General features: G+C 46.8%; 27 protein-coding genes. 13 read left to right on the top strand and 14 right to left on the bottom strand.

Going from position 1 to position 24,952, the window contains the following annotated elements:
* The first annotated feature begins 414 nt into the window (after nucleotides 1-414).
* From CWE13_RS11095 to CWE13_RS11080, 4 genes are all read left to right on the top strand, one after another.
* Nucleotides 415-846: a hypothetical protein gene (locus CWE13_RS11095; RefSeq protein ID WP_126808652.1), complete on the top strand. Its 432-nt coding sequence runs from the start codon at nucleotides 415-417 to the stop codon at nucleotides 844-846.
* 128 nt (nucleotides 847-974) lie between these two features.
* On the top strand, nucleotides 975-1,565 hold the full coding sequence (locus CWE13_RS11090; RefSeq protein ID WP_126808651.1) for a hypothetical protein: 591 nt from the start codon (nucleotides 975-977) through the stop codon (nucleotides 1,563-1,565).
* A gap of 87 nt (nucleotides 1,566-1,652) precedes the next feature.
* Entirely contained in the window at nucleotides 1,653-2,714 is a 1,062-nt protein-coding gene (locus CWE13_RS11085; protein ID WP_126808649.1) for a hypothetical protein, read from the top strand.
* Between the two features lie 31 nt (nucleotides 2,715-2,745).
* Nucleotides 2,746-3,018, top strand: a complete 273-nt coding sequence (locus tag CWE13_RS11080; RefSeq protein ID WP_126808648.1) for a hypothetical protein — start codon at nucleotides 2,746-2,748, stop codon at nucleotides 3,016-3,018.
* 64 nt (nucleotides 3,019-3,082) lie between these two features.
* Here the strand turns inward: CWE13_RS11080 and CWE13_RS11075 are convergent, their stop codons facing one another.
* The 3 genes from CWE13_RS11075 to yghU form a co-directional block, all read right to left on the bottom strand.
* Nucleotides 3,083-3,529 (bottom strand): hypothetical protein, encoded by a 447-nt coding sequence (locus CWE13_RS11075; protein ID WP_126808646.1) that lies wholly within the window; start codon nucleotides 3,527-3,529, stop codon nucleotides 3,083-3,085.
* Nucleotides 3,530-3,568: 39 nt separating this feature from the next.
* Nucleotides 3,569-4,225, bottom strand: coding sequence for a helix-turn-helix domain-containing protein (locus tag CWE13_RS11070; protein ID WP_126808644.1), 657 nt, complete (start codon nucleotides 4,223-4,225; stop codon nucleotides 3,569-3,571).
* A gap of 150 nt (nucleotides 4,226-4,375) precedes the next feature.
* Nucleotides 4,376-5,245, bottom strand: coding sequence for a glutathione-dependent disulfide-bond oxidoreductase (gene yghU, locus CWE13_RS11065; RefSeq protein WP_126808643.1), 870 nt, complete (start codon nucleotides 5,243-5,245; stop codon nucleotides 4,376-4,378).
* A gap of 99 nt (nucleotides 5,246-5,344) precedes the next feature.
* Here yghU and CWE13_RS11060 point away from each other — a divergent pair, with 99 nt between their 5' ends.
* Nucleotides 5,345-5,596 (top strand): hypothetical protein, encoded by a 252-nt coding sequence (locus CWE13_RS11060; RefSeq protein ID WP_126808641.1) that lies wholly within the window; start codon nucleotides 5,345-5,347, stop codon nucleotides 5,594-5,596.
* Between the two features lie 98 nt (nucleotides 5,597-5,694).
* A complete protein-coding gene (locus CWE13_RS11055) occupies nucleotides 5,695-6,111 on the top strand; it encodes a hypothetical protein (RefSeq protein WP_126808639.1) in 417 nt (138 codons plus the stop codon).
* 14 nt (nucleotides 6,112-6,125) lie between these two features.
* Here the strand turns inward: CWE13_RS11055 and CWE13_RS11050 are convergent, their stop codons facing one another.
* On the bottom strand, nucleotides 6,126-7,541 hold the full coding sequence (locus tag CWE13_RS11050) for a hypothetical protein (protein ID WP_126808637.1): 1,416 nt from the start codon (nucleotides 7,539-7,541) through the stop codon (nucleotides 6,126-6,128).
* 196 nt (nucleotides 7,542-7,737) lie between these two features.
* Here CWE13_RS11050 and CWE13_RS11045 point away from each other — a divergent pair, with 196 nt between their 5' ends.
* On the top strand, nucleotides 7,738-8,118 hold the full coding sequence (locus CWE13_RS11045; RefSeq protein ID WP_126808635.1) for a rhodanese-like domain-containing protein: 381 nt from the start codon (nucleotides 7,738-7,740) through the stop codon (nucleotides 8,116-8,118).
* A gap of 21 nt (nucleotides 8,119-8,139) precedes the next feature.
* Here the strand turns inward: CWE13_RS11045 and CWE13_RS11040 are convergent, their stop codons facing one another.
* From CWE13_RS11040 to CWE13_RS11030, 3 genes are all read right to left on the bottom strand, one after another.
* Nucleotides 8,140-8,721, bottom strand: a complete 582-nt coding sequence (locus tag CWE13_RS11040) for an NADPH-dependent FMN reductase (RefSeq protein ID WP_126808634.1) — start codon at nucleotides 8,719-8,721, stop codon at nucleotides 8,140-8,142.
* A gap of 76 nt (nucleotides 8,722-8,797) precedes the next feature.
* A complete protein-coding gene (locus CWE13_RS11035) occupies nucleotides 8,798-9,730 on the bottom strand; it encodes a pirin family protein (RefSeq protein ID WP_126808632.1) in 933 nt (310 codons plus the stop codon).
* A 4-nt stretch (nucleotides 9,731-9,734) separates the two neighbouring features.
* Nucleotides 9,735-10,862 carry an AI-2E family transporter gene (locus CWE13_RS11030; protein WP_126808631.1) on the bottom strand — a complete coding sequence of 376 codons (1,128 nt, stop codon included), beginning with the start codon at nucleotides 10,860-10,862 and terminating at the stop codon, nucleotides 9,735-9,737.
* A 402-nt stretch (nucleotides 10,863-11,264) separates the two neighbouring features.
* Between CWE13_RS11030 and CWE13_RS11025 the strand changes: the two genes are divergently transcribed.
* Both CWE13_RS11025 and CWE13_RS11020 read left to right on the top strand, forming a co-directional pair.
* Nucleotides 11,265-11,750 (top strand): hypothetical protein, encoded by a 486-nt coding sequence (locus CWE13_RS11025; RefSeq protein WP_126808629.1) that lies wholly within the window; start codon nucleotides 11,265-11,267, stop codon nucleotides 11,748-11,750.
* A gap of 9 nt (nucleotides 11,751-11,759) precedes the next feature.
* On the top strand, nucleotides 11,760-12,068 hold the full coding sequence (locus CWE13_RS11020; protein ID WP_126808628.1) for a helix-turn-helix transcriptional regulator: 309 nt from the start codon (nucleotides 11,760-11,762) through the stop codon (nucleotides 12,066-12,068).
* Nucleotides 12,069-12,089: 21 nt separating this feature from the next.
* Here the strand turns inward: CWE13_RS11020 and CWE13_RS11015 are convergent, their stop codons facing one another.
* Both CWE13_RS11015 and CWE13_RS11010 read right to left on the bottom strand, forming a co-directional pair.
* Nucleotides 12,090-13,037, bottom strand: coding sequence for a DMT family transporter (locus CWE13_RS11015; RefSeq protein WP_126808626.1), 948 nt, complete (start codon nucleotides 13,035-13,037; stop codon nucleotides 12,090-12,092).
* A gap of 17 nt (nucleotides 13,038-13,054) precedes the next feature.
* A complete protein-coding gene (locus tag CWE13_RS11010; protein ID WP_241973686.1) occupies nucleotides 13,055-13,630 on the bottom strand; it encodes a glutathione S-transferase family protein in 576 nt (191 codons plus the stop codon).
* A 288-nt stretch (nucleotides 13,631-13,918) separates the two neighbouring features.
* Between CWE13_RS11010 and CWE13_RS11005 the strand changes: the two genes are divergently transcribed.
* Both CWE13_RS11005 and CWE13_RS11000 read left to right on the top strand, forming a co-directional pair.
* The gene (locus CWE13_RS11005) at nucleotides 13,919-14,467 is read left to right on the top strand and encodes a phosphatase PAP2 family protein (RefSeq protein ID WP_126808625.1); all 549 of its coding nucleotides are present in this window, start codon (nucleotides 13,919-13,921) and stop codon (nucleotides 14,465-14,467) included.
* A 78-nt stretch (nucleotides 14,468-14,545) separates the two neighbouring features.
* Entirely contained in the window at nucleotides 14,546-15,589 is a 1,044-nt protein-coding gene (locus tag CWE13_RS11000) for a glycosyltransferase family protein (RefSeq protein ID WP_126808623.1), read from the top strand.
* A 52-nt stretch (nucleotides 15,590-15,641) separates the two neighbouring features.
* Here CWE13_RS11000 and CWE13_RS10995 read toward each other — a convergent pair whose 3' ends face one another.
* The 4 genes from CWE13_RS10995 to CWE13_RS10980 form a co-directional block, all read right to left on the bottom strand.
* Nucleotides 15,642-16,142, bottom strand: coding sequence for an NUDIX hydrolase (locus CWE13_RS10995; protein WP_126808622.1), 501 nt, complete (start codon nucleotides 16,140-16,142; stop codon nucleotides 15,642-15,644).
* A complete protein-coding gene (locus tag CWE13_RS10990) occupies nucleotides 16,142-17,113 on the bottom strand; it encodes a hypothetical protein (RefSeq protein ID WP_126808620.1) in 972 nt (323 codons plus the stop codon). Before CWE13_RS10990 ends, CWE13_RS10995 begins: the two co-directional genes overlap by 1 nt.
* A gap of 199 nt (nucleotides 17,114-17,312) precedes the next feature.
* The gene (locus CWE13_RS10985; protein WP_126808618.1) at nucleotides 17,313-18,983 is read right to left on the bottom strand and encodes a M28 family metallopeptidase; all 1,671 of its coding nucleotides are present in this window, start codon (nucleotides 18,981-18,983) and stop codon (nucleotides 17,313-17,315) included.
* 221 nt (nucleotides 18,984-19,204) lie between these two features.
* Nucleotides 19,205-19,597 carry a DUF4168 domain-containing protein gene (locus CWE13_RS10980; RefSeq protein WP_126808617.1) on the bottom strand — a complete coding sequence of 131 codons (393 nt, stop codon included), beginning with the start codon at nucleotides 19,595-19,597 and terminating at the stop codon, nucleotides 19,205-19,207.
* 302 nt (nucleotides 19,598-19,899) lie between these two features.
* Here CWE13_RS10980 and CWE13_RS10975 point away from each other — a divergent pair, with 302 nt between their 5' ends.
* Together CWE13_RS10975 and CWE13_RS10970 are read left to right on the top strand one after the other, a co-directional pair.
* Nucleotides 19,900-21,435, top strand: coding sequence for an ATP-binding protein (locus CWE13_RS10975; RefSeq protein WP_126808615.1), 1,536 nt, complete (start codon nucleotides 19,900-19,902; stop codon nucleotides 21,433-21,435).
* Between the two features lie 2 nt (nucleotides 21,436-21,437).
* Nucleotides 21,438-22,823: a sigma-54-dependent transcriptional regulator gene (locus CWE13_RS10970; protein WP_126808614.1), complete on the top strand. Its 1,386-nt coding sequence runs from the start codon at nucleotides 21,438-21,440 to the stop codon at nucleotides 22,821-22,823.
* A 33-nt stretch (nucleotides 22,824-22,856) separates the two neighbouring features.
* Here the strand turns inward: CWE13_RS10970 and CWE13_RS10965 are convergent, their stop codons facing one another.
* Nucleotides 22,857-24,944: a TonB-dependent receptor family protein gene (locus CWE13_RS10965; protein ID WP_126808612.1), complete on the bottom strand. Its 2,088-nt coding sequence runs from the start codon at nucleotides 24,942-24,944 to the stop codon at nucleotides 22,857-22,859.
* Nucleotides 24,945-24,952: the final 8 nt, after the last annotated feature.

The raw sequence follows: 24,952 nt of genomic DNA, 5'->3' as shown, positions 1-24,952 counted from the left end.
AGGTGAGTTATGCTGGAGTTCTTTACAAACTTTTCTATTCTATCTTTTTTTGTAACATTTCTTGGATTTTTTATATGGACTTTAGTTTTAATTATTAGGCGCCGGAAAATCATGAAGAGGTTGGCTTTTATTGACTATGAATACTATTCTGAGCATCTTCCCGATAGTTTTCTATTAATAAATTTGAAAGCAGGCCACAGGATGGCGAAGTTTTTTCGAAGGGATACGTGGCCAGGAAATATCCCTAAAGATATCCAAGAAGATTTGAAGAAAAATCGGAAATTCGAGTATGTGGGTTTAGTTATTAATTGGGCATGTCCCATTTTCTATGTCCTATCAATGATTTTTATGAGTATTCCCCGCGCTTAGAAAGCTCTAGTTTAGAACTGTGTTATTAATGGAGAAGTGGAGACTATGTTTGAACTCATAAAAATGATGTTATTCGCGAAAGTAATAATGTTGACACCGAACCCTATTGATATTGAGCCGGGTTGTTTGGAGCTTGAGTTGGCAGAGCCGTTGTCTGCTATTAACGAAGGCGCGGTGCTGTATATCGATGTTTCTTCTATGTTACCTGATGATGTAAATGGCATTTTTGAGGCACGAGCTTGGGTTAAGGAAACGTTCCCCAAAAGGAGTGTGCAGGCTCGTTTGCATGATTCTTATAGTGATACTGAGGTTGAGCTCTTTTTTGAAGGCGATTCTTCCTGGTCAGAGAACCAGATTCGATTAGTTCTTTCTGGAACCTCAGGCGTTCCAACAAGTATTGAGTATGACAAGCTCTTCGTAGAAACAAATATCGATCTTAAAGGTGTGTCTATTATCTGGAAAAACTATTCTAAATAATGGAACACTCAATTAATTGTGCTTTTAACATTATTAATTTTGGCGCGCGGTTTATTCGTTATTGCGAGATTTTTGTGGCGCAATATTGAATGGTACTCAGACAAAGAGACTTGCTATAAGATAAACAGATGAAAGATCGAATATTAATAATACCAATTGTGATTTTCGCCGCTTTATTGGTCTACCAATCCAATCATTGGCTGATAAAGTACTCAGATACGATGCGTACATGGGTGCAGCACCAGTTTATAAGCATCGGAGATGAACAAGATACTGTGATGCGGGCATTTCTTGGCGAGGATTACATTTTGATACCGGACGAAGGATCTATGTCCTATGGCTATGCGCCTTTTTATTACACTTTTGCTCAAGCTATCTATCATTGGCGCAATATTGCCAATAGTGACTCTAATAGATTGAGAGGCTGCCGTAACAACTCAGACTTCTGCCAGACGACTGTCAGTTACATGGGAGTGCGTGACAGCAAAGAATTATATGAGGCTTTTTTACAAGATTTTTTATCTGTTCAAAAGTACAGTGAATCGGTGCTCTGCACTGACTCCTTCACAGGTATAGTGATACAAGAAGAGCGTTTGTCAGATGAGCATTTAACCCTAGGGTTTGTAACAGCCGAGGGTATGTACTCAATTCTCGTGGAGGCGGATATCCAAATGAACGACTGGAGCGAGAGCTGTGAAACAGTGCCTTCTGAGGGTTAAATCTTTGTGGCGTAGGAATAACGGAAACCCCTTCTCGGTTTGGCTGGCGATTTATTGTGAGTTGTTTAATATTTGGGCAATATAAATATGAAGTTACCTCTTTATAGTACCTTCCTTGGAAAGAGTCCTAATGCCTCTTCCATTCCCTTTTTATTGAGGATTATTCTCCCGCTTGTGGTGTTGGTCTTCGTAACTTCTTGTGCGACCGTGCAGAACGATGCTAGCCAAAGCAAACCTTATGTAGAGCTGTCAGGGATCTTTTTTGCAGACGTTCCGAACAACAGCTTAATCAGTCGACATCAGGCTTCAAGTAGATCTTTTGTAAGATTCTGTGAAGGGTTCTCACTGGAAAACGAGATAAGTCGTGTAGTAGTAAATTACGATTGCCAATTAGATGAAGCTGTACGTGATATTATAAGCCACTCGATTCATAGCTATCACGATGTGATCATGTCTTCGTTAAATACCTCAGAACTATATAAGTTTGCTCTGAATCATCAGCCAAATTTATGTATTAACTTTATTCGTCCGCAAGTTGGTTTCAAATTTTCGAAACCAATAGATAACTGCTTTGAAATGTATTACTCAGTTAACGAACTCGATATTTCTGGAAGCGAAGATCAAGCTCAGAAGCTGAATTTAGTGAATGACTTTAATATAGTTAGCAAGATCTATACGAACTGGATTCATGAGATGTTTCACTTCAATTATGGAACTAACGATCTTGATGCTCAGAATAATGAGCACTTACCATTCGGTGATAGGCTGACTAATGAATACTTAGCGCAGCTAATGGAAGTGGATGTTCATAGAAGAGTTTCGGATTTAGTCCTTTTTGAAAATAAGCATATTCTTGGGAACATAGACATCAGCCACAGGTACTCGATAATAGATCCCGATACTTGTGATAATGAAGATATTTTAAGTCGGCAGAGAGAGCTCAAAGGAAAAGCTCTTTCCTTTCATTACAGCCTTTTAGGCTATGAGCTTGCACAGTATACATATGATCGGCTAGTGGACCAAAAAGACCTATTCCCGAGTTACATAAAAGATATTATGGAAACCCTCGGTGGTAAGGATAGCGAAGAATTTTTCATTTCTCTTCTAAGTCATTGCTCAAGTGCCGATGTTGAAAAGAGAGTTCAATAAATCAAAATAAATTACTCAGGACATTCTTAGTATGAAGCTTTATTCCTACGCCAAAGGGCTGTTGTTTTTAGTAGCCATTGGCGTTGCTGTTACTTTGTTTTTCGCGCTGTTCTTTTGGCTACCCTCATACCTGCTAATCCTCGGTATTCTGAAGCTAGTTAACTGGCTTATCATCGATGTTAACTTCGCCTCGCTTGGAATAAAAATATTCCTGCACGGCACTGCGTTTATCTTAATGCTGCTGTTTTTCGCACTCGCCGCTCTCGATTCGGTGCTGAGCGGCGATGTGAATATTAAGCGTTAATTTAGATAGTATCCCGATAGTTTAAGTTCGATATACCGGGCGCAGGTGATAGTAAGCCGTAGAGTTACCTTTGAATATATTGCCCTTGTTGAATAACAACCACTTCTTTTGCGGAATATCGTTGTCCTTCTCTCCAAGCGAGCGTGCTGAATTCTATTGTGTGAGTTTCGGCATCACTAGATATCCAAGCTGTTGGCTTTGTTTCTACTCGTTCGTAGTCCGAGTGTGCAGAGGTGCCTAATTTACTTAGATTCAACGCCTCAACAACCGATACATCGGTTAACTGATTTTTTGTAATGATGTAGCACGCGAATTCAGGTTGTTTCACGCACACTGCAACGGCGTTTCCGCTCTCATTCTGCACTGAAGAATTTTTAATCTCTTGGAGTTCAGCAGCAGAAAAACCCTGAAACTCATGAAACCTCGCTAAATCCTCATACACTGAAGCGTGCGCGCAGTTCGCGAACAAAGTCATACAAAGGGTAAGATTAATTATAAATAACTTTAACATCAGGCACCTCTCGACTGTCGATTCTTTAGGAGCTTAACCCTAACCCAAGCGCCGCTCAAGGGTGATTTTTATTGGGCGAATGATGATTTCTACTAAGAAAATAGCGCAAAGTACTGGGTAAACAATGTTGCGGGATATAGAGGCCCAAGTGTTCATAATATTTAAAAATTCAAACGAGCTCATTGATACTAGTAGTGCGGTAATGAGGGCGGCAACGTAAACGGCTTGCATGAGTTTTACCGAGGTTCTAAGTGCTCGATAAATATCATACTCTGCCACTTTGCTTTGCCGGGTAAACGTAGTTTTAAGTAACTCGAATGTTGATTTAAAGCCAGCGAACAAGCCTACAAATACAATCAGCAGCGGTATCATTACTTGGTAACGAGCGCTAACCACTTTTCCAAAAAAGCTCGCTTCGTAGAAGTAATAGCCAACAATTAACAATAGCACCAACCAAGAAAGCCAGCGGCCCCAGCCCATGTGATGCATTGTTTTTCCACGCTCTTCATCGTCTATTAGTTCAGAAACAGAAACGTTTAAAGCGCTTGCCAATGCCATTTTGGATTCGAGAGAGCACTCTCCTGATTTTTCGATTCGTTGAATGGTGCGAGCGCTTACACCTGAAACTAAGGCGAGTTGTTCTTGTGACCAACCAAGTTGTTGGCGCAGGTATTTTACTTTTTCAGCAGAAATCATGTGCGTGTGCCTGTTTTATGAATTGGAGCCAAAATCATAGGGCGAATAGTAATAGCTCGCCACGACATGCCAACGACATAGACCTGACAACCACACGACAACGTTACCCGACGGTTAATTTTATCGGGTAACGAATGTGTGAATTCGGGGCTATTTGCTTTCTAACTTATCTTCTGTGCGCAGTTCAAAATCACTGGCATCGTGACGTTCATGTAACTGTTCGTGTGCCTCACCCCAGGCGCGGTTCACCATACGGCCGCGTTTTACTGCTGGGCGTGCGGCAATTTCATCGGCCCAACGCAGCACATTTTTATAGGTGTGCGCCTCAATAAATTCAGCCGCTTCATACACTTCGTTTTTAACTAAGGCGCCGTACCAAGGCCAAATGGCCATATCGGCGATGGTGTATTCGTTACCCGCGATAAAGCGGTTATTGGCTAATTGTTTATCGAGCACATCTAACTGGCGCTTAATTTCCATGGTATAGCGATTGATGGCGTATTCGAATTTCTCTGGGGCGTAGGCGTAGAAATGGCCAAAGCCGCCACCCAATATAGGCGCGCTGCCCATTTGCCAGAATAACCAATTCATACACTCTGTGCGCTGAGCGGGTGCGGCCGGAATAAACTTACCGAATTTCTCGGCCAAATAAAGCAGTATTGAACCCGATTCAAATAAGCGCGTTGGAGGTGTGGTGGTGTTATCGAGTAGCGCTGGGATTTTTGAGTTTGGATTTACTTCAACAAAGCCCGAGCTAAATTGCTCGCCTTCCATAATGTTTACCAACCATGCATCGTATTCAGCTTCACTAAAACCAGCTTCGAGCAGCTCTTCAAGCAGAATCGTTACTTTCACGCCGTTCGGGGTAGCCAGCGAATAAAGCTGAAAAGGATGCTTACCTTGCTTTAACTCTTTTTCAAACGTAGCGCCGGCAATGGGGCGGTTAATATTGGCGAACTTACCGCCGCTTTCTTGGTTCCATTGCCATACTTTTGGGGGTGTGTAGGGCTTATTCGGCATAGTGAACCTCGCTTATGTTAGAGTAGTGATGATAATTACACAGATTTTTACTTCGCATAACTCTATTACGGATCTTTTGGGAAATTTAGTTGTATTTTTATGGCAAAACCACGGAAAAAATTACCCGCTCGCGCTGTCGATATTTTTTGCGCAAACTGCAAAACCAAACTATTTAAATACCGTAAGGGCGGTAAAGGTGCGTTGGTGAAATGTTTCATTGAACGCATTACCGAAAACTACACCAAAGTGCCCTGCCATTGCCCCCATTGCGAACAAGAATTTGCGCGCGAAACCATGATTCGGGGTACTCCGGCGTACAAAATCATCGGTGGTAAAGTTACCCACAAGTAAGCAACATTTCGTAACAAAAAATGCATGGAAATAGCACCGCTAGCAGGGTTTAATAGCGGCCGAATGCTTGATTGATGTTGCTGTAGAGGTAAAACAGTATGATTAGACGCATAAAAAGATTCCCGCGCCGTTACCGTGCTCTTGTATTATTACTCTTAGTTATCCTTACCTACCTTTTACTCGGTAGCGAGATGCTGCGTTATTTAGGTATGTGGACACTGATTATCTTCCTACTCTTTCCAGAAACACTGAGCAATAAAATACCGGCCGATAAAACCAAAGATATGCTAGGCTTGCTCGCCCGCGAAGACGATCGGCTGCGAGTAGGTATGGAGCAAGTAGCGATCAGTATGGTTAGGAAAGTAGCGATTGATGAATACGATAATCGCTACGGTATTATTTCTTTTCCGTATACCAATAAAATCAGCGCCAGTTATTACTTTCCTATTGAACAGCTTCCGGCAGTGCGTGCTTGGTTTAAAGAGCAGATGCCGGAGCTAGAGATAGTGCGCTAAGCACCACTCATCGGCTATTCAATTTCTATGGCGATGGTATGCTGATCTTCTGATGAAGCATGCCATGTTCTGCCTGAACGAATTGCACTATCACCGAATTCTAATACTAACGGCTCGCTTATAATCAATTCGGAAAGGCTGACGATTGGTGTTTCGCTCCACACTTGAATACGCAACTTACCGGTGCCAACGCTTTGAAGATCAGCTAGTGCGGGAAGCCCGCGAATGTCGATAGTGGTGTTTTTATAGTCGATTTGAAAAGTGCCAGGATCCGGAATAAATATCACGTTGTTGGAAAGGTTTTCAAAGCCGCCTTCACCAGCAGAGAAACGAAGGGGTAATTCGGCACGGCCTTCAACAACTTCAAGAGTAAGTGTAACGCTAAGGCTGTAGGGGTAAGTTTCCCGAACGTTAGCAAATTTAACTACATTGTTATGCGTTTCAGGTTCCGCTGCCGCCTGAATATAAGCCGATGCATCATGGCGTTCGAAAAGCGCATTCATTTCGTTCATCGCCGTTTCAGGATCAATCTCGAATAGCGCTATAGCAAGCGCAAGCGGTGTGTTGCCTGCTTCGAGCTGAGCGCGCCAATCATAATCATCAGGCGAATACTCGTTTAATATGTCTACAAGAAAAGCACCTGTCGCGTAGGCAGACGTGCGGACATGGTTGCTGTTGTCAAATCGAGCCTGAAAATGGCGAAGAAAATCACCTAGCTGGTTACGAGAATGTTCAGCGTAAGCGGCCTGAACACCAACCCAGTGCGCGGTACCCTCAAGGTGCTCGAAACTCGCCAATAACTCGCCTACTTCTTTTGCGATAGCATGCTCAAACCCGGCCCGAAATGTGAGCCAATCTCTTACCAGTGCTTCACTTTGCTCTTCACCCTGCTCGGCATGCGCTTTTTGTGCTAAAGAAAACTGAAAACGCAGCAAACCACGAACCGTTGGCTCGCTAAAGTAACTGGGATCTAAAAATGAAGAGGCATGTAATTTACTGAAATGTAAGCGCTGATAACCATGAAACGCTTCGTGCAACAGCGTATCTATTACCTCACCGCGTAAATCATGAATGCGTACAGCGGTAGCTAATTGGTTGTTAGGCAAAGGGTAGTTGATGAAGTATGCAAAATCTGTGGTATTCGGTAGGCGCTCGGAATAGAAGTAATAGTGGCCGTGCTTGGCCTCGTAGCCAGGAAGTGGTTCATCGGTGGTGAACAGCAGCGTTTCACCAACGCTATTGAATACGATAAACGGTTCGCTTTCTGGCCAAAAACCCGGCCATATTTGCGCAAACCACGGCGATTTACTCCGGATTTTTTCTGCTTCTTGGCGCAACTCTTGAGCTTGCTCGGGCAGTTCAATAGCGAATAAAGACGCGTGGAAGAAAAGCGCAGCGGCTGCTAAACAATAAGATATGAATGATTTCAAAGCGAGGCCCCAAAAGGTAATGGCAACGAATTATAAGGCTTAATGTAGCTTGGGCTCCCGAACACTTCATGCGGTAAATTGTAAGGAAATGTATGCGTGATGTTTACGCAAAAGAAATAATGCACCCTTCCATTAACAGTTGCTAATATAACTGAGTGCGTTATGCTTTCAGTAATGGAACAAGCGAGGTATTACCATGAAAAACGCATTAGATTTAGTGGCGGAAGCTAAAAGTAAAATCAATGAAGTATCGGTAACCGATGCGCCAAGCGAGATACAAAAAGCAGATGTGTTGATTGATGTGCGCGAGCCGGATGAATTTCGCGCTGGGCATATTGCTGGGGCAATAAATATTCCGCGCGGTATGCTTGAATTTAAACTGAGTGGAACGCCGGAACTGCAAGATCGCGATAAACATATTGTGCTGTATTGCAAAACGAGTGGCCGCGGTGCTTTATCTACAGTGGCGCTTCAGGATATGGGATACATAAAGGTAAGCTCAATCGCAGGTGGCTTAGATGCGTGGATAGAAGCTGGCAAGCCCACCGTGAAGCCGGACTTGCCAGAATTCGGTTAATTTGAGGCTTAGCTTTGAGGCTTAGAAATCGATAACTTGCTGCACTACGCCGCTGATTTGCTTAACGTGGCCTTCATCTTTCAACGCGCCATTCTCATCGAAGGCTTCGTGGGCTTTACCAAGTGCAAACTGCGCGGGTGCCACCCACATGCTTAGTTTTGCCAGCTGATCGCGAAGCAGCACCAATGAACGTAAGCCGCCTAATGCGCCCGGTGAAGCCGATACAATGCCCACCACTTTACCTTTAAATAGCTCAATGCCGGAATTGCCATTGGCTTGCTCACGGGTGAGCCAATCAAGCGTGTTTTTTACCAGCGCAGGAACGGCACCGTTGTATTCGGGTGTACTGATTAACAAGCCATCGTGGCGCGCTAGAATCCCTTGTAGCTCACGAACCTTCGCAGGCATTCCCTCTTCTTCGATATCGCCATTGTAGATGGGTAGTGGAAAATCATTTAAATCAAGTAAGGTAACTTCCGCGCCAGCCTTCTCGGCTTCTTTTACAACGCAGGCAATGAGCTGCTTGTTGAACGAGCCGGCTCTTAAGCTACCAGCAAAGGCCAGAAGCTTTTTGGGTTGTTTATGCGAATCCTGATCTGCCATGAATTACTCCTTCGGTTTCTTAAAACGAGTGCTGTTCTGATCTACGCAAAGCGTGAGGTTATTGTTCATTATTTGATTAGCGCCAAGGCACTTCTGGCCCGAGCATGCGCGGAGCATTCGGGTTTTTAATAACGCCAAAACGTTCTGCTTCAGCGTGCCAATCTTGTTGTGCCTTACTGATATATTCTTTGCTGTGGCCTACATAATTCCACCAAATAGTAACGTTTTCCGCAAAGGGCTCGCCACCTATGAGTAAAATTCGTGTGCCTTTTTTGGCATTCAGTTCAAGGCTGGTGTGGCCGCAACACAGCACACAAAGCTCATCTTGGTCATAGTGTTCATCACCAAGTTCAAAGCCACCTTCGAGCGCCAGCACGCCATATTCAAAACCACTCTCCAGCGTTAAAGTTAAGTTCGCATCTTCAATAAACTGAAAATCCACCCCCACAATGGGTGAAAAAGTAAGAGTTGGTGCCTCATGCCCTGCATAGGTGCCAATCAAAACGGTGCCAGACACCGATTTCTGAGTGAAGGTGGGGAGGTTGGGGTAGTGATCAAAGCGTGGGGCGATATCGGCTTTATCTTCTGGTAGGGCTATCCAAAGTTGCGCGGCGTGTAATTCACGCGCATCGCCTTCCGAAAATTGAGAGGATTCGGTGTGGCAAATTCCGTGGCCCGCGGTCATTAAATTTACTTGTCCTGGCTTTATGATTTGCTCCGAGCCTACACTGTCGCGGTGCAACATTGTTCCTGCCAACATCCAAGTAAAGGTTTGCAAACAGGTGTGGGGGTGTGGCCCCACTTGCATGCCAGTCGAATCTTCGCTGAACTGTACTGGCCCGGCATGATCGAGAAAACACCATGGGCCTATCATGCGTTGCGCTTTCGTGGGCAATGCTCGCGCCACCGGAATACCGCCTACATCCGATATACGCGATTGAATACGCTTACTTTTGCTTGCCGCGCCGGTGGCTGTGTAGCTTTGATTATCGTTTTCATGATTGCTCATAACGTTAACCTTCTTGTGCTTGTTTCTTTGCTTTCGGGCTATGTGGCGATAATTGCTCGGATTTCGAGAGCACTTTGTAAACGCCCTGCATACTTGGAATATGGCTCACGATTACCATGATCACAGTCATCAGTGGCACGGCGATAAATACTCCGATCGGGCCCCATAACCAACCCCAAAAGAATATTGCCACGAAAATAATCACGGGGTTGACGGCTAAACGCATACCATGAATGTAGGGCTCCAAGAAAAAACCTACCAAGGTGCTAATAACCATGAAGCTCGCGGGTACGATCGCAATCATCCAAATGGCATCGAAGCTCGCTGCGGAGACAATCGTCAGCATGGCGAAGGCAATCATGACACCGAGGTATGGAATAAAGCGCGTGAGCGCTACTACAACGCCCCAAACCACGGGTGTGGGTAAGCCAACTAACCAAGCAATTAACCCGATAGCGACACCAATTGCCGTATTGGTAAGCGTAATAACGCCCAGGTAGCGCGCTATTTGCTCTTGGCCACTGCGAACAATGCGCATCATTATTGCTTTTTTCCGGCGCGATAGCTGTGCCGCCAGGTTGAGTAGCATGCGATCGCCACTGACCAGAAGAAAATAGGTGAGTGCCAACGCTAAGGTTACACCGGCTATCGTTTGATAGGCCCCTTGCGCCAACTGACTGCGCCAAGATTCCGTTTGCAACACAACCGTTTGCGTGGTTTCGCCTTCCTCGTCGCCCATCTCTTTATTTAACTGTTCTTCCAACTGTTTGGCGGTGCTGGTGAGTTGCTCGATACGTTGTTGAACTTCGCTTTCGCCGACAAAGAGCTGCGATACCGTAGCCGGGGCACGCTCAGCCCACTGTAATATAGGTCCGCTCATTGCCGCTCCCACGCCAACAATGCCGCCGATCAGGCCAAGCAATAAAACTAATGCAGAAACGGCTTTAGGAATTCCGAAACGCTTAAGCATACCTTCAACTGCAGGTGAAAATAACAGCGTTACCAACAGCGCCAAAACGATCGGTAAAACCACTTCATGCGCTAGATAAAAGGTATACAAAATGGCAAGAATAAATAGGCCATATATAGGTGTTGAAAGGTCTGCGGTATTGCTTTTTTGTTCCTTACTCATGTACGGGCTCCATTCTTTATCCGTGCTTGCCACACATAAAGCAGTGTAGCCTATGGTTTAACTATAGAGGATTGGTAAGCGTGGTAAAGGCTTTTCTAGTTTGCCGGTGAGTGTGTTTAAATATGCGCAACTTAAAGCTAAAAATATGATGCTATCGTAACAGGAGCCTAACGGCGAGAACCAAATATATTTACACTTTTACTATAAATTTTAATGAGTTAAATGTTACTGGCGGGTTGTTGGCATATGCCATACAACCGCCTGGCAGGTGTTTGTCGGCGTATTTTGAACAATATGCAGTTTTAATGGGGGCACGGTGATTGGCGCAAGGTTATCGGCTACTAGCTATCGGGAATAAGCGCCAAGAGCAACATTAACATTGTTCAATTTACGAGGTGTATTATGGAAAACTATAATCAGCAACCAGAACAGCAGAATGAAAATACAAAGGAAACACGGATTATGCCAGAGAGCTCGCTAGGAGTGTTTAAGGGCGGTAATTTCTATTTTGATTTAAACGGCCAGCAGCTACGCGTGTGGTTTTCAAGCTTTTCGGGCAAAGAACAGATTTATCTGAACGAAGAACTGATTTCCACGAACCGCTCTTGGCGTAAAATGAGCACTCATGAATTTCATTTCGCGGGTGAGTTTTATCGTGTTCGTTTGGGCGTGCGCAGTTGGGGGGAGGCATTTAGAGGTGTTTATGTATCTGAACTCTACCGAGGTGAGCAACTTATTGATCAAGATGAGATTGTGCTTTTTCAAGATGAAGAAACTAAAGAACCCTTTAGCTGGACCAAGTTTACTATTGGGTTAGTGCCTTGGTTGATTGGCGGATTTATCGTTGGCTTCCTCACCAGCAAGCTCGTGTTCTCTCTGTTTTCCTAAGGAGGCTTTATGATTATTGATGCTTCCAAGATACGTGAGGCGAGGCATGCCAAGGGCTGGACACAGCAGCAGCTTGGTGATGTGAGCATGCTGAGTTTGCGAACGATTCAACGTATTGAAAGCCAAGGCCAAGGTTCATTAGAAACCTGCAATGCGTTGTGTGCGGTACTTGAATTGCAGCGGGCGGATATTTTGGTACAAACCTCGGCAAAGCAGGCAGGCCCCCGCGCCATATCGCTTAGGGTGTTATTTATAACGCTACTTGCTGGTTTTACAGGTGGCGTTGTTTTTACCCTACTACTTACCTACTTCGCCTAAATAGCAACTGGGCAGCACTCGCTATTTGCGCCTACGAAACACACCCGAACCAATGCGTGGCCGCGGCTCGCCGGCCACGGTAGTTCGGCGTTGCCATTGTTGCACTAGCAAGCCAAAGATGATCAGGAGTAAGCCGAAAATAGTGGCCGGGTAAATGGTTTCGCCAATAATAAAGGCCAGCAGCATTAACGAAATAAATGGCGAAATAAAGATGAGGTTGCTGATCTTCGCGGTGTTGGTGGCCAGCTTCATGGCATTAAGCCACAACACAAAGGTAAGACCCATTTCGAACAACCCCACGTATGTTACCGCGGCCCAGCCTTGCCAGGGAATGCCGCTCCAATCGGTAAAGATAAAGCTGGCGCCTAGCGAAAATGGCAGCGAAACCAAAAAGCAGATCAACAGCGTAAGCACCGCATCGGTTTGATGGCGGGTGTTTAGAATCCAGTAGCCAGCCCACAAGAATGTAGAGATCAGTGCGAGTGCTACCCCTAGGCCACTCGTGAACTCCAGCGCCAGCAAATTGCCTTGAGTTGCTATCACTAACACCCCTAAGTAACCAAATGCGCAGGCTATCCAATCGCGCTTGCGAATTTTCTGCCCAAGAAATATCGCCGCCATTAACGTGAGCGCAATGGCCCACGTGTAATTCAGCGGTTGTGCTTGCGAGGCGGGTAGTAAGGTATAGGCCTGAAAAAGCACTAGGTAATACACTAGCGGGTTGAGTAGGCCTAAGCAGAGGTAATAAAGGGTATGGCGTTTGAGTTCGGGGAGTATTTGCCCTAAACGCCCTTGGTAGAGCATAACCGCAAACAAAAATACAAAAGATACGCAGCTTGCCGCCGCCACCATTTGTAGCGGGGTGAGATATTGCAGAGTGATTTTGAATGCGCTGGCCACGGTAGACCAAAGCAACACCGCCGCAAGTGCATAACCTAATGCTTTTTTGTCGGCCTGAAAGTTTGTCACTACTACCCCCGTTTCGTTTAAGCTGCCGGAGGTGCGGTGGCCACAAACGAAGGTTGTTTCTGCGCGTGTGCTAAAAACGCCAAAAGATTCGGATACGCCGAAAAATCGAGGCGGTTCCGATAAATAGCCCAATCTAAAAAGCACGCTAAACGAATATGGCCATCATCCCACTGAATTTCAGAAGGCCACTGCCGCGTTTCTAACGTTTTTAATGTGCTTTGAATGCGCGCAGCTTGCCGCTGTAAATATGAATTTGAATCACTATTCAGCCCCTCGCGCTCAAGTAAGAACAAGTTAATGGCGGTATCTAAGCAAGTATTGGCTAAGCAGTAGAGCTCTAGGCTTGCGGTATCGACAAAGAAGGGTTGCCCGGCTTTGTCGCGCAAGTGCTTTAAAATCGAGGTGGAATCGGTAAGTTGCACATTGCCATCTTGTAAAAACGGTACGCGTTGTGCCGGCGATTTAGCCGCACTTTGCGCGTAATCGGTTTCTACAAACTCGAAATCAAGGCCGGTTTCTGCCAGCACCACGCGCAGGTGGCGCACGAAGGGAGACGTAAAGCTGCCGAATAATTGCATAGCGTTTGTATTCATGTGGGCTTCCTCAATTGCGGCATTCCGCTAAATCTGAAACTAGGCGAAGGCCTATTTATATAAGGCCTGCATCATGCCATTTTCGCCAGCTTTTCAGCAAGCACTTCTGTATGCACGACACGTAATCACTAAATGTTCACCGTTAATGGTTACCCTTCTATTTACATTTCAGAATCTATGTAAAATTTAATAGGTGTTGAATAATTAACCGAATCATCACCCCACTGTAACAAAAGTGTCATTGCAAGCGCCTACACTTCACTGCAAGTTCGCTAATGAGGAATGCTGATGAAATGGCTTATGCAACTACCCTTGCAACTACAGCGCGTTGATGAGATTTCGTTCTTCTGGCTCAGCCGGCAGTTGCGCCGCCCATCGGGAGGCTCTTTAGCGCGCTGGATTTCGAAAAGTGGCGATGGCTATGGCTACCTGATCTTCTGCCTTTTAGCGTTTGCCGTGGGTGATGCCGATGCCGGCACGCTATTAGCCCTACTTTTACTCGCCTTCTTAATTGAACTGCCGGTTTATTGGTTGTTAAAAAATACCTTGCGCAGAACGCGGCCTTACGAGCGTTCCGCGCAGTTTACTTCGCTCATTAAAGCCAGCGATAAATTCAGCTTCCCTTCTGGCCATACAACCGCGGCGTTCATGTTCGCAAGCCTTTGCGCCACGCTTATGCCAAGCCTTACGTTGATTGTATTTGCTTGGGCCAGCTTAATTGGTCTTTCACGCATAGCCCTTGGTGTGCATTACCCCACTGATATTCTTGCAGGCGCAGCCCTAGGCACAGGCCTTGCTTCGTTAACGTTGGTGATGGCAAGTGGCTGGCTAATGTGATGTTTAGCTGGCGTGCATGTAGCTGAACGAAGCGTTTGTAATCGCAGTTTAAAAACCCTATTCAATAGAGATAGTGATATGAAGATTTTAGTTGGTGTTCAAGGTACAGGAAATGGCCACATTAGCCGTTGCCATGCATTATCCGAAGCATTCTCTGCGCATCCTGAAGTTGACGTTGATTATCTAGTATCAGGCCGAGCACGGGAAAAGCTATTTGATATGGATGCTTTTGGTGATTTCCAATGGCGCCAAGGATTAAGTTTTCAGGTGCGCGAAGGTAGAATTTCGGTGCTGGATACCTTGAGCCAGAATCCGTGGGGCCAGTTCTGGCAAGATGTTCGGGATCTCGATTTAAGTAGCTACGATTTAGTGGTAACTGATTTTGAACCCGTTACCGCGTGGGCTGCGCGCCGCCAAGGTGTGCGTTGCATTGGCCTTGGCCGACAATATGCATTCTTCAAGCAAACTTCGGCGTTACCTACGAATATTTTGCAACGCGCAATGATGCGCCAGTTTGCGCCGTGCGATACAGTGGTTGGTATGCACTGGGAAGATATTGGCACGCACGTATTACCTCCGTTGATTCACCATGCACCAAATGCGGAGCCTACACTGGCACGAGAAATTTTGGTGTATTTACCATTTGAACCACTTGATCAAGTGCTGGCGTTATTACAAGATTTCCCAGAGTATCAATTTTCGGTTTATCACCCGGAAACAAGCCGCGCCGATCTCGGCCATATTCAGTGTTACCCGCCTTCTCGAAAAGGCTTCGCGGAATCCTTTGCCCGTGCCGAGGGCGTAATCGCCAATGCGGGCTTTGAAACCAGCAGTGAAGCGCTTGCCTACGGTAAAAAACTGTTAGTAAAACCGCTCTCCGGACAATTTGAACAGCTCGCCAATGCCTATTGTTTGGAGCATCGCCAACTCGCATCGGTAATGGAATCACTGAATGCGAACTACGTAGAAAGTTGGCTCGAAAACGCCTTAGCGGTGCGCATGGATTGGCCCGATGTTGGCCCAGAGCTTGCTACTTGGCTTGCTAGCGGTGCGAAAGAATCGGTAACCAGCCTACACGAAAGGCTCTGGCAAAACAGCCAACGAATTGCGCTCTCGGCCTGAAGTTAAAGCAGCTCGGCAATAGCATTCAGCGATCGGAGTACTTTCTTTGTATTCAACAGTGGCTCGCCAGCATCAGTGCGGCGAGTGTGATGCCGCAGCTTAAGCGGCCGCTGGCAATATAATGAGCGAGTTGTTTTGGGCTTGCCAGCTTAACGTTGGATACTTCGTTAAAATCGCTGGCTGCCGAGGTATGCTGAATGGGCTGGGTGTTCGCTGGTAAATGGCAGCGAAACACATTTACATTAGTGCTCAATATGGCGGTATTTGGCTTTACTACACCAAGAAAATCCATTTGCGCGGCCTGATATCCCGTTTCTTCAAAGAGTTCTCGGGCGGCGGCTTCTACCGCTTGTTCTCCGGGCTCGCCATAACCACGCGGTGCTTCTAATAGCTCTGCCCCGTGCGCTGCGCGTGGCACTTCAACGAGCACCAAATCTTCGCCCACATAACAAAGCACCATGGCCCCATTATCTGAATTTTTTTCCAGTACGTAGTGCCATTGCCCATCTTGCTCCACTTGGAACCAAGGGTTCTCATATACTGTTTTTTTCATTACTTTTTAATTTCCAAACCAATGTAGTTCCGCATTTTTGGATACAGCCCGAACCAATTTTTACGGGTAGCAAAATCGTAGCCACGATCGGTAGCTTGAGTTTCGGCATAATCGATTCCTGATTCCACCAAAAACTTTAGCACTTCACCCGCCCCTAATGCAGAAACAAACTGAAATAACTTATAGGGAATCGCTAATAGTGAAAGCTCGCGTTGTAGCCCTTTTATTGAAAGCCCAACATCTAACAGCCCGCGTGGAATTTGTGTCAGGTGTTTAATTTGATCTTGTAAAAAGCCTTCGCCAGAACTAATAAATAACGAGTGGTAAGCCGGATCTATCACCTCGAGGCGAAAACGTGCCGATGCATCAATAGAGTAGCGAGTTTGCTCGGCAAAATAAGATTGTGTGAAGTGATACCATTCGGAACGGCTCACTACATCGCGCGCTGCATGCAAAAATAACTGGCGTTCACCATCGCTCTTGAAAAAGTGATTAAACACATCAGCATCATCTAAGCGTAGCGTTATTTCTTGCTGCAAGCTGGTGGGCATAAGCTGCACGCTTTCGTAACTTGGGTTGAGCGCTGTAAGCACTTCCTGAGTTTGCTTTAAGCGAGCAATCAGCGCCCGCGCTTGTACTCCGGTAAGCTGCTCTTTGCTGGGTGAGCCATCAATGCTGGATACAATATAGCTGCCGGGTAAAGCCTCGAAATAATCGTTCAAGGTAATATCTTGCTCAAGATTAAAACCGCGCAATACCAGGCGACCTCGGCCTTCCTCATTGAGATACTTGAGCACATTGGCTTTAGCTAAGGTGTCGCTAATATCGCGGTTATCGAGCACGGTGTTCGGCGAAAGCACTACGCCATTTGCGAGTGTGAGGCCAAGTAAGAATCGTTTATGGAGCTCTTCAGAGGTGAGCGCACGTACCGAATCGCAATTCGATAAAAACATTTTTTCTTTTAGTAACATGAATGCCGCTCCAGAATAGATACTGCATCGTAACTAACCGCCCATATTCCGGCAAGCACCGAATGCGCTTTCTTAATTTCAGGCGCTCTTGATTTCAGGCACTTTGGGTTTCAGGTAATAAAAAGCCGGAGCAACATAAGCTGCCCCGGCTGATTCGCTATTTATTAGTTCTGGCGAATTAATTGAAATCGCGAACCTATTAGTTACGTTGCGCTTCGCTCTCTAAGCGCAAGGCTTCGAATTCGTTGCCTTCAGCCCATTGTGGCCATACGCGGCTGTTTGCCAGTTCGTTACCAACCCGGAAAAACACCCACATATCTTGGTGAATACCGCGTAAATCCCACTCTGGGTTAAACTTATCCGCTACTTTGTGGTAACGATTCGCTAAGAAATCGCTGGCTTCACGTTGGCCGTATTCAGGGCCTTCGAAGAAGTGATCAACACCACCTTTTGCATACATAACCGGTACGCCTTGCTTGGCTAAGCTAAAGTGATCTGAGCGATAGAAAATGCCCGCTTCAGGGTTCGCTTCTTGTGCTAAATAACGGTTTTGCGCAATTACATAAGGTTCAGCAAAGTTTTGCATATCGGAGTTATTCCAACCCACAACCACAAAATCCTTTACTGGGCCGTGTGCATAGAGCATATCGATATTAATACCGGCTACGGTTTTTTCTAGTGGTAGCAATGGGTTTTCGCCATACCAAGCTGAGCCCAATAGACCGCGTTCTTCTGCGCCTACAAAGGCAAATACAATTGAGCGCTCAGGTGTTTCACCGGCTGCGAACTTCTCGGCCATGGCGAGTAAACCTGCGGTACCGGTGGCGTTATCTTGCGCGCCGTTGAATATTTCACCGCTGATTGGGTCAACACCCATGTGATCCCAGTGCGCCATATAAATAATATGCTCTTCTGGGTATTTGCTACCTTCAATCATGCCCACGATGTTGTAGGTATCGAGATCGGAGAACTCATTTTCTACGGTCATGGAAACTTCGGTATTCAAGGATACAGGCGCAAAATCACTGCTTAATGCTAGCTCATGAGCTTCTTCTAGGCTCATGCCGGCATTGGCAAATAATTTTTCTGCAGCATCGGCATTCACCCAACCTTCAAGTTCTGCGCGGTGCATGTTGCGGTTTTCAGTTTTCATTGTGAAGCGAACGGGTGAACCGCCCGCGATCACGCCCCAGCCGTAACCTGCTGGACCATCTTCATGAATAACAATTGCGCCAGTAGCACCTTGGCGTGCAGCTTCTTCGAATTTGTATGTCCAACGGCCGTAGTATGTCATGGCGTTGCCATTAAACACCGCTGGATCTTGCGTGGCATAACCTGGATCGTTTACAAACATCACCACGGTTTTACCTTCAACATCGAGGCCTTCATAATCGTTCCAGCCGAACTCTGGCGCTACAATACCGTAACCTACGAATACCATTTCGCTGTTCTCAACGCTTACGGAATCAACCACGCGGTTGGTCCAGCCCATCATTTCAGTACGATATTCGAGGCTGCTTTCTTCGCCGTTGTGGCTTAACGCCATATCCGTTACTCGGCTCGGAGCAATGCGCACAAGTGGCACAGCTTGGGTGTAATCGCTGTTGGTTAGCGATTTAACACCTAAATCACGGAAGATATCGGTAATGTACTCGATAGTGAGCTCTTCACCGCGGGTGCCTGGCGCACGGCCTTCGAACTCATCCGATGAAATGGTTTCTAAATGAGTACGATAAGTATCGGTGAAATGGCTATCAACTAAGCCATCGGCATCGGTTTGCGGTGGGTAAGGTTGTGTATCGGTTTCCGGGGCTGGCGCGCAAGCGCTAACCAACAACAGAGCCGATGCACACAGCGTTAAATGGCGCATGAATAATTCCTCTTTTATTATGTAGCTGATATTTGTAGAACAATAATAGCGCAATTAGAGGAAAATTGAGAGCGACAATTCGCGGGGAGAAATGGACAAAAAAAGAGGCTGCCGAGGCAGCCCCTTCTACTTCAGATTGCGCTTTCGTGTGTTCAACACGATTCGTTAGTTCAGCGCTTACCGAGTAGCTGTAGCAAACGTTGCTATATAACGTTATTGCCTTATGCGTCTTCGTCGTCTTCCCGCATTTCTTCAACTTTCTGTTGAATCTCAGGGTCGTTCTGAAGGCGATATGCCATGGCGTTATATTCTTCAACGGTTAAACCTGATTCTTCCACTGATTCAACCATTTCACGTTGAGCATTCATTTGTAGCTCTTGTGCTTCTTCCTGTGTTTCCACTTCTTCAAGCGCTTCTACAAAATCGTTGTTAATGCGCTCAATGTGCTCAATGGCCTCAACGAACATTTCTAACTGTTCATCAGTGATAGGCTGGCTAGCCATCTCTTCCATTTGCTGCTGCGCGTACGCTTGTGCATCTTCATCTTGCGCTAGTGCTGGCATTGAAAACATGGCTGCGGCTACGGCTGAAAGTACAAAAGTGCGTTTTAACATAGTGTCCTCCTTCAAGAACTCTTTGATTTAAAATGTTGTCACTTAAATATAAAGCGAAAACCGTGCCAACTTTTACGATAAATGCATAAGATGCTGATTTTATTGTAATATCTGAATTTAATGTGAGGTTCGTTATTTTTTAAAGATGAAAGCTGGGGTATAAATGTGTATATTAATGACACATGTGACATCTTTGAGCGTGCCAAAAATGACACTTCTGGCTTTGGCGCATTGAAGCGAAATTAATTACATACCCGTTATCTGAACCTGCGATAACCGAAGATCTCAAGCAAGGTGAGCAAATGACAACCAGCAAATCACCAACAGTATGGCGATTATCGGGAATACAGCGGGCGCTGCTGATTTATGTTGTAGTGCCGATTTTGGTGATCGTGGGCGTTGGCATCGGCGTTGGCCTCGATCGTATTAACGTGCAGGAACAAGAGCGTTTAAAGGAAGATTTGGAGCTTTTAGGCCGTGCTATTCGTGTTCCGGTAGGTGAGGCTCTGGCTTCAAACGATGATGCTGCGGTGCAGCGCGCGCTCGATTCGGTATTTGAAATTGGCCGTATTTACGGCGCATCAGTTTTCGATGTAAACGGCAATCGAATCGCGGTAGCCGGCATTGCGGAACGAGATTTATCGCGTAGCCGAGTAGCGCAGCAGCTCGTTATGACGGGTGAGCAACAAGAGCGGGTGCGGCAGATATCGGGGGTGCGGATGTTTTCGCATTTTATTCCCGTGTTTGATGATTTGCGCCAAGCAAACGGTTTTATTCAAATTAATCGCCAAGCGAGTGACTTCGATTCAACCTTTGCGCGCCTAAGCGCGTGGGCTTGGGGAATATGGGTTGCTATGGCTGTGCTTACGCTCACCATCGTTATTTTCGGCCATTATCGGGGCGTTGGCCGGTATGTAAATGTGCTTACCCAAAGTATGCATAGAGTAGAAGCGGGAGAACGTGATTATCGGGCTCCGGAAGATGGGCCAGGTGAGCTAGCGGATATTGCGCACGGTTTGAATAGCATGCTTGATAGTATGCAACGCAGTGAAATGGAATTGGAGGCGCATCGCCGGCATGAGCAAGCCATGCAACGTAAGCTGCAATATCAGGAAAAAATGGCGGCGATTGGTGGGGTTGCCTCTGGGGTAGCGCATGAACTTGGTGCACCACTTACGATTATTGATGGCCGGGCGCGGCGGCTATTAAAAAATAGTAATGACGCGGAATCGGAGCGCCAGCTTAACGCGATTCGTGGGCAAGTTGGCAGGCTAACTCGGATCGTGCAGCAACTTCTGAACTATTGTCGGCCCGCTGCAGAGCAAGAAACAATTATTACCCCTGTGGCTATCACGAAATTGATGCCTGAAGTTATTGAGAATGTACGTCACGAACAGCCTGAAAACAGCCCGGAATTAACGGTTTCGCTCGCTCCTGTGCCGGAAGACGTTGAGCTTATCGCAGATGAAGCACGGCTGGAGCTGGCGTTGGTTAATTTGGTACGAAATGCCGCGCAAGTAGCGAAAACTCACGTTGAGCTTCGTACTGAGGTGATTGAAAAGCAAGTGCAAGAAGGCGCTGATGAATGCAGCCACTGGCTACAAATAGACGTACTTGATGATGGCCCTGGGTTAGCGCAAGGCATTACTACCGCAGAATTAGTAACCCCGTTCTTTACTACCAAAGGACAAGGCGAAGGCACCGGTTTAGGCCTTGCCATTGTCGATAACGTGGTGCGGGAACATCGCGGTTCGTTGGTCATTGAAAATCGAACCGATATTGCCGGCGGTTGCCGAGTACGCATTCAGTTACCATTACAATTAGTAAATAAGGAATAACCATGGGGCGCGAAAGAATTTACGTTGTAGAAGACGACCCAGGGCTCGCCGAGTTATTGGTGGAAGAGCTTGATAGTGAGGGCTATAGCGTGCGTCACGCGGAATCGGTGGAAGCAGGATGGCCAGAAATTGAGCGCTGGCAGCCGGCGTTGGTGATTAGTGATTTGCGTTTGCCGGGTGCCGATGGCATGTCGTTGATTCCAAAAATTAAGGCCATGCCCGAGGCGCCAGCGATGTTATTGATCACCGCATTTGGCACCGTAAACCAAGCCGTTGCGGCTCTGAAGCAAGGCGCGGACGATTTCCTTACCAAGCCTTTGGATATGGAGCATTTACTGCATACGGTAACTAAGCTTTTAAAACATCGCCGATTAACCTCGGTAGTGGCGTCGATTCGCACTAATAAAACCGTAGAAAGTTATCATGGCATGTTGGGTAAAAGCCGCGTAATGCGCGTGCTATATCAGCAAATTGAGCAGGTGGCGAACGCCGATACGCCCGTGCTTATTTTAGGTGAAAGCGGTACTGGTAAAGAGCTTGTGGCGCGTGCAATTCATGCTGAAAGTGCGCGCCGAGAAGCGCCTTTTATCGCGGTGAATTGCGCTGGTATTCCCTCGGAGCTCATGGAATCGGAGTTCTTCGGCCATGCTGCCGGAGCCTTTACGGGTGCGCAAAAAGCACGTTCTGGTTTGCTCAAAGAAGCAGAAGGCGGCACGCTGCTGCTTGATGAAATTGGTGAAATGCCCCTAGAGTTACAGGCGAAATTGCTTCGCGTATTGCAAGAAGGCACGATGCGGCCTGTGGGCACCGATCGAGAAGTTACGGTGGATGTGCGAATTATTGCGGCAACCCATCGAGATTTAGAGGCGCGGGTGCAAGCGGGTTCGTTCCGAGAGGATTTATTTTATCGTTTAGAAACGCTGGCGCTTTCGGTACCGGCTTTACGCGAGCGTGGCGATGATCGCGAGTTGTTAGCCCAAAACTTTCTTGCAGAACTCACGGCAGATAGTGATCAACAACCGGTGTTTAGTCCTCAAGCGATGGATTGTTTGTACCAATATCCGTTCCCGGGCAATGTACGCGAGCTGCATAATGCGGTTGAGCGAGCGGTAACCTTTTGTAATGGTGAAGTGATTGAACGCAGCCATTTACCTGAACGGGTGCAAAATAATTTAACGGCTTCGGTGGCCGCGGCGGAGTTAGGAAGTGATGTTTCATTATCCACTGATTCGGACGATGCAACGCCGGACTTGAAACCTCTGAGTGAGGTGCAACAAGAATATGTGCAATACGTGTTACGTGAAACCGGCGGCAACAAACGCAAAGCAGCGGAAATCTTGGGTGTTACCCGCCGCACGCTATATCGTTGGTTAGCTGAGGAAGCATAAGCGTAGGCTTCCTCAGCTGTTCCAAAGCAAGTGCTAGTAACGTAGGGTGATGCCGGCCATCCAAATGCGACCAGGAGCCGGCTCAAATGAACGGCCATTGCCTTGATTCACAACGACTGAGCCTACGTGCGCCTTATCCGTGATGTTTTCAATACGGAACCAAGGCTGGAGTAACCATGAACCGTAATTGATATTCCCTCTTATCGCAAAATCCCAAAGGGTATAACTCGGAGCGAAGCTATCGTTGGCATCGCTGGTAGCTACACGTGAACGGAACCGCTGCGTGAGCATTATCTGTAATCGTTGATCACCATGAGGACGCCATTCCAGTTGTTGAAACACATTACTGCGTGCTAGGCCGGGTAAGCGCATGCCGCTGGCGGTATCATTGGATATTTCACCATACCGGGCATTTAACCAGGTGTAGCTTGTTTGCCAAGATGCATTCGGGTGGAAATCCCAGCGGCCACTGAATTCAAAACCTTCCCGCTCGGTTTCGGCAGCATTGCGATAGGTAGTGCGGCCATCATTATTTTGATCTACCACCAGGTCGTTTCTGCTATCAATTACAAATACGCTACTCTGCAAGCGCAGGTTTTGCCGTTGTAATTTAATGCCTACTTCATGTTGGCGAATGCGAGCCGGGCGTAGGTTTGTATTTAACCCTGAACCTTCGTTTCGATACGCCATTTCGGTTAGCGTAGGGGTTTCAAATCCTTCACCGGTAGCAATAAAAATACTTAGCTCAGCACTGAGTTGGTAATTCAGGCCACTGCTCCAGGCGTTTTCCCGATAATCGACAGCACCACTATCATCTGGGTTGCCCGGAACAATAAAGCGATCATCAACCGTGAAATCGATTTGGCTAGTGCGCGCGCCGACAACCCACACCCAACGCTCGGCAAACTGCCAATCGCTAATCACCGAGAGATCTGTACTTTCAACCCGGCCCGTTTCATTGCGGCGTAAATCTCCTCGGGTACCAAAATCATTCACAAAACCAAGGCGTTCGTCTTTTTGGTATTCGTGATCAAGTGCTACGGTGAGCTGCCATGGGATTTCTGCAAGCGGAGAGATACTTGCACTCGCGTTCGCCCCAGTGAAACTGCGCTGCAAATCAATTACCGCACCAGAAGCCGTTATTGCCGATCCTGGAAATCCTAAATATTGCTCAATCTCGCGTTGACCATTCCAAAGCGATGCCTGCCAATTTAACCGCTGGTTGTTGGCTAACTGCCGTAAGGTAATCGATTGTTGCTGATGGCGAATAGTTTTACGGGTATTAAAGGTTATTGCCTGGCTTGCGGTTTGCGTTGGATCTTCGCGCCATTGCTCAGGGCTTAGCGCAGAAGGATCTTGTAACAACGGCGCATCGTTATCATCAATGCGAACAATCATTTCAATATTTTGGGTAATATCGCGATACCAGCGCAATGCCCACTGATCACGTTCAACATTGCCCTGCGCTCTATCGCCATCGGTGCGAAAACGAGCGTAATCAGCACTGATGCTTTGCTGCTCATCTACGTAAACACCGCGTAAGTGCTGGCGTTCACGGCTGGCACTGCCGGCGCTCAGGTTTGCGGAAACATAACTTTGCCACGGGCGCTCGCTTTGTAAATCAATAACGCCACCGGCGGAATTACCATGAATGGCCGCAAGCGGCCCTCGAAGTACTTCTACCGAGCGCGGTTCATCGAGCAAAATACTGGATGTTTGTGCTTGGCCATCGGGCATTGAAAGCGGAATACCATCGAGGCGCAACCGCACACCGCGCACACCAAAAGCGGCACGAGCGCCAAAGCCACGTAAGGTAATGCGCGTATCTTGGGCAAAGTTAAAACGTGTATCTACCTGTAAACCGGCGATACCTTCGAGCAATTCGGCTGCGTCGGTACGCATACCGGGTGCCTGCTGGCTGATGTCCACGCGCTCAACCGATGCTGGCGTGGAAAGCCACGGCCGCGCGGAACGCGTGGCGGTAACCACAATGCGCTCTTTTACTTCAATATCCGCTTCTTCATCTGCTTCTTGTGCTAATACTGCAGGCACAATCGACGCATTGAAAAAAAAGCCCGCAACGAGTGCGAGCTTTGTGTTTTTACTACAAGTTAAAAGCATGAAAAACC

Origin of the sequence: Aliidiomarina shirensis (assembly GCF_003987345.1) — a bacterium.
GTDB classification, from domain to species: Bacteria; Pseudomonadota; Gammaproteobacteria; order Enterobacterales; family Alteromonadaceae; genus Aliidiomarina; species Aliidiomarina shirensis.
Note: the sequence above shows the minus strand (reverse complement) of the source record. Positions and strands in the feature narration are given on the sequence as shown.